Consider the following 11,562-nt stretch of genomic DNA (forward strand, 5'->3'; position numbering starts at 1 on the left):
CTACCTCACGGGAATTGGGATTTGTGCAACAAGGGCACGGATCATTTGTGTCTTTTCGTCTTCCTTCAATGAACGATCGTAAAAAATCAGGCGGTGGGAAAAAACGAAAGGAACTAAATCCTGCAAATCTTTGGGCGTGACGTAATTTCTCCCATGGATCAACGCATAGGCTTTGGCTGCCTGAATAAAGGCAAGGCTTCCTCGTGGACTGATACCAAGCTGGATAGCAGAGTGGGTTCTTGTTGCGGATACTAACTGCAAGGCATAAGATGCCACTTCTGGACTGACAAAGACATTCGCCACACTTGTTTTTATTTCTTCTATTTCATGACTGTTCAAGACGACCTTCAAATTATCCAACACTTTTTCAAATTTATCCAAAAGTAGCAGAAGTTCGTCGTCAAAAGAAGGATAACCAATTTGTAGTCGGAATAAAAAACGATCGAGCTGTGCTTCCGGCAAAGGATATGTTCCTTCATACTCGATTGGATTTTGTGTAGCTAAGACAAAAAAATGATTGTCTAGGGGGTATGTATTGTTGTCGATCGTTGCATGATTCTCTGCCATTGCTTCTAAAAGTGCTGACTGAGTGCGAGGAGTCGTACGATTGATTTCATCTGCTAACAAGATCGTTGTAAAGATTGGCCCCGGACGAAATTCAAACTCTTTTGATTGTGAGTTATAGACGGAAAAGCCCAAAATATCACTAGGAAGAAGATCGGGTGTGCATTGGACTCTGCTAAAGGTTCCTTGCACAGCCTTTGCTAGTGCTTTGACTAGTAATGTTTTACCTACACCGGGAATATCTTCGAACAAGACATGACCACCTGCTAGCAGGGCAACGATCATCAATTGGATAGTGGAACGTTTACCGATGACCGCTTTTTCTAATTCTTGTATCAACTGATCGATTTTTTGTTTGGATTCTTCGATTTTAGCTTCCATTTCCACATCACCTTCTCATGAAATCACTATTTATTTTAATTGTAATGGAAGGGGATACATCCTACAAGCAAAGTGATTTTATTATGTTTTTTTAAAATACATTCGTTTTAAAATGAGAATACAATTAAATTAAGTAAAATAAAAAATAATGAGAGAAATTTGCGTAATTAAGTAAATAGAAAGGGACTTTTTATCTTTTTAGAAAAGAGCCCTTTCTGATCAAACAATATGTTTAGAAACTAGGTGAGAGATGATCAATGAGATGGCAAAAACTATTATCAAAAAATGCACAGAATTTATTTTCACTAATCAACCTAATGAAAGATCTGATCTGGCGAAAAACGGATCTAGCTGAAGAACTGAAAATCGATGTCAAAACAGTTGATCGGCATCTAAAACGTTTGGCAGAAAGCGACTGTCCAATCCAGCTGATTCTTCATAAGAAAACCGTTCAGTTAGTTTATGATCAAGGATATAGCGAACCTTACCTCCTTTTTGTTTTTCTGATTCAATCACCACCTTTTTGTCTACTGAAAAATCTGCTGTTGAATGAACCTTATGAGCAGGAGTATGATCGTTCTACACAAGAGCGGTTGAGAAAATGGTTTGGTGAGTATCACCTTTCGTTTTCTTATAAAAAAGCGCAGATCTTTGGTTCAGAAAGAAAAATACGGTACCTGCTATTTTGTTTCTTGAAAGATTTCCCCCATTTTTTTGCAGACGATGGAGAGCAGTCCTTTTCAGAGATGTTCATCCAATTATTGAAGCAACGAAAGGATCCGGCAGAAATCGAGATTTTAGGAGACAGTCGAACCCTTTTCTTTGAGTTGTTTCCAGAATTACTTTTTAGAGAAGAGCAGATTTTGCCAATAAAAGAAAAAAATTATCTAGCGATCTTGCGTTTGAGCTGTAACCAGATTACTGAAAAACGGTGGGAACGGATAGAAGAGACACAAGACTATCGGAAATTGACGATCGTAACTGAAAAGCTTGATTCGCTGTTTTGGTTGAATAGTGAGTTTGAAAGTGGAAATAAATCAAAGCTGACAAAAGTACTTTACCAAGAATGGCTTCGTTATGTGATTGGTATCCATGATCGATTGGTGGAAGAAGAAGTTCGTGATTATCAGGAAACATTAGAAAAGTTTCCCAATTCCAAAGATAAACTGTATCAATTTCGTCTAGCAATCCAACAAGCACTTGCACACCCCGCAGTTGAGTGGGGAATGCTTTTACTTAAGACACTCCAAGAACGGGGGTATTTAGATGTCCATCCTCCTGAAGTGAAAATCGTCTTTTTTTTTCGTTATGAACATCAGGAAGCAAGAAGACTTGCCGGGGTACTGAACAAAACGCTAAGACATCGAAAACGGATTTCGATCCATGTCTGCACTCGAAATAAACCACCTCGTTATGCAGATCTAGTGATTACGGATCATTTTTTCCCATTAGACCATAACGAAGATCAAAAAACGTATCTGTACCATCCTTCATTTGGTATCGAAAGACTTCTTACAGATATCAATTACTGGTTAGGGAAAAACCGATAAAACCTTTGGAAAAAAGATCAAAACAAATCAGTCTATGCTATAATAAAAAGCGATTAGTAAAGGAGGAAATCCATTGGAATTAAAGAAATTAGAAGTTCCCACATCTTCGATCACAGAAGTAAAACGATCGCCGATGGATGTATTTGCTCAAGCGCGAGACGCGGGAACTGGCGTATATATATTTAATCGGGAAAAAGTAGCTGGTGTAATGCTGACCCAAGAACAATACGAAACGCTCTTGCAAGAACTAGATGTCCTTCGTCAAACAGTGAAAGAGGAACTGAAAGAACCAAAGGAAAAAGAAATACACGAAGAATCTGTCAATAAAACAGCTTCCGTCGTATCCAATGCTGAAGGGATGGAAGAGCTGGCTCAAACATTACAGCACTCGCTTATTACTGGTGTGACGATTACAGCAAAAAATCTAGATGAACGAATGGTCGCACTTGGTTTTATTACGAAAAAAACCGGATTTGGCGGGGTCGTGGATATGCTCAGCGAATTGATGAAAACCGGGAAAATCAATTACCAGCTAAGAAGAAAACCGCAAAATCGGACCATCATCGCTGAAATCATAGGGGAGCAAAACAGTCAATCCCAATTGATGGATAAGATCATTATCAAGAAAATTTTTCTACATGAATTATAAGAAAACCCTATATGTACAAAAAGAAGAAAAACAGCTTCTCTTTGTACATATAGGGTTTGTTTTTTTAGGGATGCCGTGCTTTTTTATAAGATAAGGCTACCGCCCATAATGACCCAAGGATTTGTGGAACTAAGTAAATGCCAGCTAGAATCAAAATCAGTTGGGTCGGTTTTAAAGGATGATAAAAGTACCGCCATTCAGCAAAATTGACGCAAAATAAATAGGAAGTGACAGTAGATATAATATTGGCGATAAATAAAGATAAAATACGCCTGCTTTTTTGGAAATAATATCCAGCAAAAAGAGATAAAAATATCAATGCGATGAATCCGCTTACGGAATGATAATGGAAATCAAGCAGTAAAGCGAAATGCACATAAGGAACAAAAGATAAAAGCAATGGAAGATTCTTCCAACACGTTTTTATCATATTTTGTCACCACCTAACAAGTGTTATTATTTTGTTAGTTTTATTGTAAATTGAATCATATAATAATCAATTACTTTTTCATTATTTCTAGATTAAATGAATAAACTCTCATGCCATTATCTCTAAAAAAAAAGTTTTTCCCCCTAATTTTTTTAGATAGAAAATTGTATAGTATGATGAAAGAAAAATTGGTTTGGGGGAACATTGATGAGAAGAAAAGCAGTAATCGATCGGCTTTATTTATTTTTTTGGTTTTTTCCTATCGTTTTGCTACCTTTTACATGGGTAAATGCTGTTGTGCAAGGTGCAGAGATATTAGGGCTGATCCAAGGAAGTGGATTTGTGGTTTCTAGAAATTTTCCAGCTTTGACTGTTTTTTACTTAGTGATAAGTGTAGGTCTATTACTGCCAAAATCTCTGATTAATCATTATAATTGGCAGCTGCTTTATTTTTCTTGTTTACTCATATTCACATCTATGTTTTCCTTGTTGCCTCGTATGATCATCGGCCCTAATGGTTTGAGCGAGAGCGGACTGAAGGATTCAGCGTATCCTTCCATGTATTTCTTGACCATTAAACCGTGTTTCTATTTAGTCATTGTCTCATTTATTCTTGCGACATTCTTTTACTTCTGGACAGAGATCCGGATAAAAAGTGAACGATCTGTATCTATAAAAAATAACCGTTGATGGTGGATCATCGGTAACAAGCATATGAGCGGCGGAAAACGCCTATTTCTCATATGCTTTTTTATTATCGTGTAAAGAATCCGAAAAACGTTTACATGATTTTTACATAACTTAACTATATTTTTACAGCAACCATACGAGGGATTTACAGTCGACTGATAAACTTTAGTTGTAAATAAGAAAGGAGCAATAAAATGAAAAAAGTATTGTTTACTCTAGGTATGATGGGAATTCTTTTAGCCGGATGCGGCTCAGGATCAGGAAATACAGATGGCTCTGCCACACAAAATAATTCAAGTGACTCAAATGAACAAGTAAAAATCGTTGCGGTAGGTTCGACAGCATTACAGCCTTTGGTCGATGCAGCGCAAGAAAGCTTTGTGCAAGAAAATCCGAATTATCAAATCTCTGTACAAGGAGGAGGAAGCGGAACTGGGTTGAGCCAAGTCGAAGCTGGAGCAGTTACTATCGGAAACTCTGATGTATTTGCAGAAGAAAGAGACGGGATCGATGCCTCTAAATTAGTGGATCATAAAGTAGCAGTGGTCGGGATGGCACCAATCGTCAACAAAGATACAGGTGTCAAAGATATCACAAAACAGGAATTGATTGATATCTTTACAGGAAAAATCACTAATTGGAATGAAGTTGGCGGGAAAGATCAAAAGATCAACGTTGTGAACCGTGCAAACGGCAGCGGTACCCGTGCGACATTTGAAAAATGGGGATTAGATGGTGCCACACCTATACAGTCCCAAGAACAAGACTCATCAGGAACTGTTCGGCAGTTGGTAAGTCAAACACCAGGAGCAATCAGCTATTTAGCCTTCTCATATCTCGATGATTCCACACAAGCACTAAGTATCGACGGTGTAGAACCAAAAGAAGAGAATGTAGCAGATAACAGCTGGAAAATCTGGTCCTATGAACATATGTATACGAACGGAAAACCTTCCCCTGAAGTCCAAAAATTCTTAGACTACATGATGACAGAAGAAATCCAAGAAGGGCCTGTCAAAGAATTGGGCTATTTACCAATCACAATGATGGAAGTAGAACGTGACCACGAAGGAAATATCAAATAACTAGCAGATAAATATCCTACAGTTATCGTGACTATCAAGGAAAAATCAACTATGTTTCCCCGCATATAGATTTTTCCTTTAATTGAGAAAAAGAGCTACGACATAGAACTGTCGTCGCTCTTTTTTTGCTATATGACAGGAATGAAAGGTGTATGCAAGCTTAATATGAGGAACACTTTTCATATCTGTTCTATACTGGATAGGAGAAGTTTGTAAATATCCAGAAAACGAAATTGATCGAGGTAGCCACATGAAGAATAAATGGACAAATCGAAGTAAAAAAAAGAAAAGAATACAAAAATCATCTAACAAAGTTATCCGTCTTTTTCCCTCGTATAAAGAAGGATTGACAGCAGAACAAGTCAAGGAACGAATAGAAAAAGGTGCAGCAAACGATTCAGTCGATCCCACATTCAAAACAAACCAGCAAATTATATTGGAAAATATTTTTACGTATTTCAATTTGATCTTTCTTATCTTAGCCATTTTGCTTTGCCTAGTAGAATCTTATAAAAACTTGACCTTTTTACCAGTTATCATAGCCAATACAGGAATCGCTATCTTTCAGGAAATTCGATCCAAAAAAATCTTGGATGAATTGAATGTGTTGAATACAGCAAAAGTAAATGTCATAAGAGAGGGGATAGAACAAACAGTAGATATAGAAAACCTTGTATTAGATGATATTGTTATTCTAGAGACTGGACATCAGATTCCAGCAGATGCAGAGGTTGTGGAAGGAAAACTGCAAGTCAACGAGGCTTTATTAACAGGTGAAGCAGATGAGATAACCAAAGAAATAGGTGATTCATTGATGTCCGGCAGTTTCGTTGTTTCCGGAAAAGCTTACGCCCGATTAGACAAGGTCGGAGCGGATTCGTATATTTCCCAATTGACAGTCAAAGCCAAGACAATGGGAGAAGGAGAACAGTCGGAGATGATTGCTTCTCTTAATCAATTGATCAAATGGATTGGGATCATCATTATTCCTATCGGTATTCTGCTTTTTTCTCAAAGTTATTTTTTTAATGGAAACACGATGAAAGAAAGTGTCGTCGCAATGGAAGCAGCATTGATCGGTATGATACCTGAAGGACTGTACTTGCTAACAACGATTGCATTAGCATTAAGTGCGACTAAACTAGCAAAGCAAAGAGTTCTTTTACACAATATGAAAAGCATTGAGACATTGGCAAGAGTAAATGTCCTTTGTGTAGATAAAACAGGAACGATCACAGAAAACAAAATGTCTGTCCAAAAAGTGATTGTTTCTAAAAAACAAGAAATAATCAGCCAATCAGATCAACTGGAAGAGCGCATTGCTGACTATGCAAAAGCGATGGCAGGAGACAATGCAACAATGGAAGCTGTCAAAGAATACTTTACAAAAACCACTGATCAATCCTATCACCAGGTCATTCCTTTTTCTTCTGTCCAAAAATTCAGCAGTGTAGCGTTGGAAGACAAGGTATATGTTTTAGGAGCACCCGAAATGGTTTTGCGAGATCAGTTGCCGGAATATGCGGAAGAGTTTGTTTCTTTCGCTGAAAAAGGCTATCGCGTGTTGGTCTTTGGTGTATACGATGGGATTCTTGAAGAACCAGTATTAACGGAGGCAGTCACACCATTAGGCTATATCCTGATCGCTAATCCTATCAGAAAAGAAGCAAGAGCCACATTCGATTACTTCAAAAAACAGCAAGTAGCCATCAAAGTGATTTCTGGAGATAATCCGCTCACTGTATCTAATGTAGCTGTCCAAGCAGGGATTTCACATGCTGATCAGTACGTTGATGCGTCTAAATTATCAGAAGAAGAATATGAAGCAGCTGTCGAAAAATATACAGTTTTTGGACGCGTCAAGCCAGAACAAAAGAAAATCTTCGTTCAATTGCTAAAGCGTAACAATACAGTAGCTATGACAGGTGATGGCGTGAATGATATTCTAGCCATGAAAGAAGCAGACTGCAGTATAGCGATGGCTTCTGGCAATGAAGCCGCCATGCAGGCCTCACAAGTGGTCTTGCTTGATTCTGACTTTTCACGCATGCCGGAAGTTGTTGCAGAAGGACGGCGCGTCGTGAACAATATTGAGCGATCAGCCAGCTTGTTTTTAGTGAAGAATATTTTCTCCTTTTTGCTTTCGCTGTTTTCAGTCATCTTTGCTTTGACCTATCCTTTAGAACCATCACAGATCACATTGATTAGTTTGTTTACGATCGGACTCCCATCTTTCTTGCTTGCTCTAGAAGAAAACAAAAAGCGAATCAGAGGGAAATTCATCATGAATGTGATGGAAAAGGCTGTGCCAGGTGGACTAACAGATATGATCGTAGTCGGTGCGTTGGTGATCTGCGGGGTGACTTTGAATCTAAATAAAACAGATGTTTCTACAGCATCTACTATGCTTTTGATCGCAGTAGGATTCCTCGTTCTCTATAAAATCTGTTCACCTCTGAATAAATTCAGAAGTCAGATCATTCTTTTCTGTGCTAGCGGTATCTTTTTTTCGGTCGTTTTTTTGCATAAACTGTTTTCAATCACCGGTATCTCAGCTGTATCGCTTTTGCTGTTGAGCATTCTATTTTTCTCGGCAGATTCGATTTTTAGGCATTTGACTACATTGGTAGAATATTTGTTTGAACGTAAAAATGAAAAAGAGCCAAAACCGTTTAGTCGCGTAGTTAAAAAATTTCTATCGATATTTAAACGAGAAAATTGAAGAAAATCGTCTTAAAAAAGAGTAAAAAAGAACAACCGCTCGTGTATCTTTCGAAGCAGGATGAGGCATCCAACTTTAAAACGCACGAGCAGTTGCTCTTTTTTACATTTTCGGAATGGTAACGGTGAAAGTCGAACCTGTTCCAAGATGACTGTCTACAGTAATCGTACCATGAAGGAGCTGCACGTAGTCTTTTACAATCGCTAACCCTAGTCCGGTCCCGCCTGAATGCCGGCTTCGCGCCTTGTCTACGCGGTAAAAACGCTCAAAGATTCGTTCCTGATCCTCAATGTCGATACCTATACCAAAGTCTTGGACAGAAAACGATAATTCATCTGTTGCCTGATAACGGATAATGATCTCGCTGTCGTTTTTTGAGTATTGGACAGCATTTTCAATCAGATTTTTGAGGATTGGATAAAGGATATCTGTTTTAGTAGTAAATGGTTCGTTCTTTCCAATCAATCGAATCGTCAACCGTTTCTTTTCGATGATTGGCTGATAATTTTGAACGATTTGCTGGAAATAAGGTTCTGTATAAATCGTCTGGATCTCGTAAGAATTCTCACCGTCTTTTGACAGCTGGATGATTTCCCGAATCAATTTATCTAACCGAATCGCATCTTTTTGCATGATCTCAAGAAAAGAAGTCAGAGTTTGCGGGTCATCTTTTGCACCATCCAGTAAAGTCTCGGTAAAACCAATCAGTGAAGTCACAGGAGTTTTTAATTCGTGAGAGACGTTGCCAACGAAATCCTTTTGTAGCTTTTCTAAACGTCGCACTTTCGTTAAGTCATACGCCACCCCTAGAATCTGTCCGGTACCTTCTGAATTAGTAAAGTAGCGCAAGCTCAAGTCTAATGTCTGTCGTCCTTCAGTGATGGTGATCTCCTGATGGATCAGCGGATGCTCAGGAGTCACTTGGTGAATCAGCTGAATGAGTTTTGGCTCTTGGATGACTTCTGTGTACCGTTGTTCAGGTTCATAGCTTGTCACGTTTAAATGCAACTGCATCTTTGGATTAAGCAGTAGTAAACGAGAATCAGCATCATCAATCAGGAATACGCCTATCATCAGTTCATTTAATAATGTGTACAATTGTTCTTCTGTTGTAGTATACGCTCGATACATCTTACTCATTTGTTCGCTCAGCGCATTGATCGTCTGATACAATTCCTCCCATTGGTCAGGTGTCTGCATGATTACTTCTGCTTGGTTTGGATTTTGTACCATTTTTCTAAGAACAGGCAGGACAGTTTTCAAAGGCTGATTTTTTTGGTAGATCAGGTAATAGATCATTCCTGCAAGAACAAGGAAGAAAGACAGAAAGAAGAAAAAGACCCAACGGCGGAAACTTTCCGTTCTCGGTAAAAATCCGCTTGTCGGTTCTGCGATACGTAAAATGGCTTCTAACTGGCCTCCTTTTTTGACTGGTAATGCGACGTATAAAAGATCCTCATTCAAAGTAGTACTTTTACGCAAAGCGCTACCTAGGTTCCCACCATTCAATACAGCTTTTATTTCTGGACGAGAACTTCGCTGTTCATTCAATGTTTCATTGTTTGTGTCAAATAAGATTTTTCCAGTAGCATCCATTAAAGTGATTCGTTCGTTCGACTGATGGACGAATTCTTCCAAAGCAGTTTTGTTTTGCGCCGCTTGGAGGTTTTCGACATCTAATTGCCGAATCAGTAGTTGTGCTTTTTTTGTCAGGTAGCTTTCTTGCTGTTCGACGATCTGTTGTTGGAAATAATGGGAGATCAATTGCCAACCACCAAAAAACAAACTGATCAAAAGAATAAGAAAGAAGAGACGTTCATAAACTTTTTTCCATTTCATCGTTTTGGTTCCTGAAACTTATAGCCAAATCCCCTAACAGTCACCAAGTACTTTGGATGTTTTGGATCTCGCTCGATTTTTTCTCGCAAATGACTAACGTGTACATCTACGATTCGGCTTTGTCCTGCGAAGTCAAAATTCCAAATGCGGTCTAGCAATGTGTCGCGATCGATCACACGGTCTTTTCGTTTCATGAAATAAACGAGTAATTCAAATTCTTTCGGTGTGAGTTCAATCAGATGATCGTCTACGGTCACTTGATAATTGGTCAAATCAGCAGTGATTTGTCCAATCGATAGATATTCAGGCTCAGCTTCATCTTTTGATTGCTTACGAGGTTCGATCCGTCTGAATATGGCTTTCATACGGGCTAATACTTCACGTGGACTAAATGGTTTGGTCAAATAGTCGTCAGCACCTATCTCCAGACCAATGATCCGATCCACTTGATCATCTTTAGCCGTCAGCATCAAAATCGGTGTTTCATTTTTTTCTTGACGCAGCCGCTGAGTGATCTCCATGCCATCCATCGTTGGAAGCATCACATCTAAAATGATGAAATCAAATGATTGTTCTAATGCTAATTCTAATCCTTCGCCCCCATCTGCGGCACTGGTTACCTTATAGCCTTCTTTTTCCAAATTGAACGTCAAGAGCGTCACAATAGAAGGTTCATCATCAACAACTAGTATTTTTTTCATTCAAATCTCCTTTAAATAGGTTTCATTCTGTTTATATTTTAGCATAGAATCAGTACAAGGGGCTATTTTACAAAAGAAATAAATGGTATAATAGGAAGGCACTTTGCTGAATAGAAAGGAAGAGCAGTCAATGATTGGAATCAGTGCATGTTTAGGCGGTCTAGCCTGTCGCTATGATGGACAGAAAAAAGAAGTACCAGAATTGATGGAACTAGTTGAAACTGGCGAAGCTGTCATGGTCTGTCCAGAAGTAATCGGTGGATTGCCAATCCCTAGAGATCCTGCTGAAATCATTGGTGGAAATGGGTTCGATGTGTGGAAAGATCAAGCAAAAGTATGGACGACAAGCGGCGAAGATGTAACGGAAGCGTACAAAAGCGGCGCGATTAAAGCATATCAAAAATTGCAGGAAAAGCACATTGATCTAGTCATTATGAAGGAAAAAAGCCCTTCATGCGGGACCCATTCGATTTATGATGGAAGCTTTTCCGGAATAACAAAAAATGGCGCCGGAGTGGCCACTGCTTATTTTATTCAGCAAAAAATGACTGTGCTCTCTGATGAAGAATGGCTGAAAACTAGAGGTGAGCAGAATGGAAATCGAAAAGACCAATCGAATGAACGCGCTCTTTGAATTTTATTCGACCTTATTGACAGAAAAACAAATGAACTACATGGAGTTATATTATGCAGATGATTTTTCATTAGGTGAGATCGCGGAAGAATACGAAGTAAGTCGTCAAGCAGTATATGACAATATCAAGCGGACAAGCAAGATCTTGGAGGATTATGAAAAAAAACTCCATCTCTTCTCTGATTATATTGTCCGAGAACAGATATTGGAAAAGATGACCGCATATATTACAGATAAGTACCCGGAAGATAAAAAAATGCTTGAATATGTACAGCAAATTCAAGCAATCGAAGAATAAATAAAAGGAATGAAGAAAA

At 38.6% G+C, this 11,562-nt stretch carries 11 protein-coding genes; 7 read left to right on the top strand and 4 right to left on the bottom strand.

Going from position 1 to position 11,562, the window contains the following annotated elements:
* Complete coding sequence (locus IGJ53_RS04785) at positions 1 to 945, bottom strand: AAA family ATPase (protein WP_010732216.1); 945 nt, start codon at positions 943 to 945, stop codon at positions 1 to 3.
* Positions 946 to 1,202: 257 nt separating this feature from the next.
* On the opposite strand from IGJ53_RS04785, the gene IGJ53_RS04790 reads away from it, so the two are divergent.
* Both IGJ53_RS04790 and IGJ53_RS04795 read left to right on the top strand, forming a co-directional pair.
* Positions 1,203 to 2,495, top strand: coding sequence for a hypothetical protein (locus IGJ53_RS04790; RefSeq protein ID WP_010732217.1), 1,293 nt, complete (start codon positions 1,203 to 1,205; stop codon positions 2,493 to 2,495).
* A 73-nt stretch (positions 2,496 to 2,568) separates the two neighbouring features.
* Positions 2,569 to 3,144 carry a hypothetical protein gene (locus IGJ53_RS04795; RefSeq protein WP_002291618.1) on the top strand — a complete coding sequence of 192 codons (576 nt, stop codon included), beginning with the start codon at positions 2,569 to 2,571 and terminating at the stop codon, positions 3,142 to 3,144.
* Positions 3,145 to 3,208: 64 nt separating this feature from the next.
* On the opposite strand, the gene IGJ53_RS04800 is transcribed toward IGJ53_RS04795, so the two are convergent.
* Positions 3,209 to 3,574 (bottom strand): hypothetical protein, encoded by a 366-nt coding sequence (locus tag IGJ53_RS04800; RefSeq protein ID WP_010732218.1) that lies wholly within the window; start codon positions 3,572 to 3,574, stop codon positions 3,209 to 3,211.
* A 207-nt stretch (positions 3,575 to 3,781) separates the two neighbouring features.
* On the opposite strand from IGJ53_RS04800, the gene IGJ53_RS04805 reads away from it, so the two are divergent.
* From IGJ53_RS04805 to IGJ53_RS04815, 3 genes are all read left to right on the top strand, one after another.
* A complete protein-coding gene (locus IGJ53_RS04805; RefSeq protein WP_002291615.1) occupies positions 3,782 to 4,264 on the top strand; it encodes a hypothetical protein in 483 nt (160 codons plus the stop codon).
* A gap of 194 nt (positions 4,265 to 4,458) precedes the next feature.
* Positions 4,459 to 5,349 carry a phosphate ABC transporter substrate-binding protein PstS family protein gene (locus IGJ53_RS04810; RefSeq protein WP_002320320.1) on the top strand — a complete coding sequence of 297 codons (891 nt, stop codon included), beginning with the start codon at positions 4,459 to 4,461 and terminating at the stop codon, positions 5,347 to 5,349.
* Between the two features lie 250 nt (positions 5,350 to 5,599).
* On the top strand, positions 5,600 to 8,071 hold the full coding sequence (locus tag IGJ53_RS04815; protein WP_259742244.1) for a cation-translocating P-type ATPase: 2,472 nt from the start codon (positions 5,600 to 5,602) through the stop codon (positions 8,069 to 8,071).
* A gap of 102 nt (positions 8,072 to 8,173) precedes the next feature.
* On the opposite strand, the gene IGJ53_RS04820 is transcribed toward IGJ53_RS04815, so the two are convergent.
* Entirely contained in the window at positions 8,174 to 9,910 is a 1,737-nt protein-coding gene (locus tag IGJ53_RS04820; RefSeq protein ID WP_010732220.1) for an ATP-binding protein, read from the bottom strand.
* Positions 9,907 to 10,611, bottom strand: coding sequence for a response regulator transcription factor (locus IGJ53_RS04825; RefSeq protein ID WP_002291606.1), 705 nt, complete (start codon positions 10,609 to 10,611; stop codon positions 9,907 to 9,909). The genes IGJ53_RS04820 and IGJ53_RS04825 overlap by 4 nt, the downstream gene beginning before the upstream one ends.
* Positions 10,612 to 10,741: 130 nt before the next feature.
* Here IGJ53_RS04825 and IGJ53_RS04830 point away from each other — a divergent pair, with 130 nt between their 5' ends.
* Together IGJ53_RS04830 and IGJ53_RS04835 are read left to right on the top strand one after the other, a co-directional pair.
* On the top strand, positions 10,742 to 11,245 hold the full coding sequence (locus IGJ53_RS04830; RefSeq protein ID WP_010732221.1) for a DUF523 domain-containing protein: 504 nt from the start codon (positions 10,742 to 10,744) through the stop codon (positions 11,243 to 11,245).
* Positions 11,205 to 11,543, top strand: coding sequence for a putative DNA-binding protein (locus IGJ53_RS04835; protein WP_010732222.1), 339 nt, complete (start codon positions 11,205 to 11,207; stop codon positions 11,541 to 11,543). Before IGJ53_RS04830 ends, IGJ53_RS04835 begins: the two co-directional genes overlap by 41 nt.
* Positions 11,544 to 11,562 lie beyond the last annotated feature (19 nt).

Source organism: Enterococcus sp. DIV1283b, assembly GCF_051710965.1.
Lineage (GTDB): Bacteria > Bacillota > Bacilli > Lactobacillales > Enterococcaceae > Enterococcus_B > Enterococcus_B lactis.